This window comes from Paraburkholderia sp. SIMBA_030 (assembly GCF_046535245.1).
Lineage (GTDB): Bacteria > Pseudomonadota > Gammaproteobacteria > Burkholderiales > Burkholderiaceae > Paraburkholderia.
The window spans coordinates 1-232 of record NZ_JAWRXB010001747.1 but is presented as its reverse complement, the minus strand read 5'-3'; the positions used below and the strand labels follow the sequence as shown (position 1 = coordinate 232).

The following is a 232-nucleotide window of genomic DNA, read 5'->3' as shown; positions in this document are numbered from 1 at the left end:
ACTCTGCGACTGGCGAAGTATTTAACTTATTGGCGGAAGATGTTGCCCTAAGCGCTGCCGTAGCACTTGGCGCTGACAAGCTTATATTCTTAGGTGAAGAAGCGGGTATCAACGACGACGATCGTTTATTACGTGAAATGATTCCAAACGAAGTTGATCGTTTCTTACGTGATCGCGATTTAAATTGTGAAATCAATTATTTCTTGAACTGTGCAAGTTTGGCCTGTCGTCA

The 232-nt window shown here is 43.1% G+C and carries 1 pseudogene; it reads left to right on the top strand.

The window, feature by feature from the left end:
• Positions 1-232 (top strand): annotated as a pseudogene (locus SB772_RS45990) (N-acetylglutamate synthase); the annotation flags it as partial.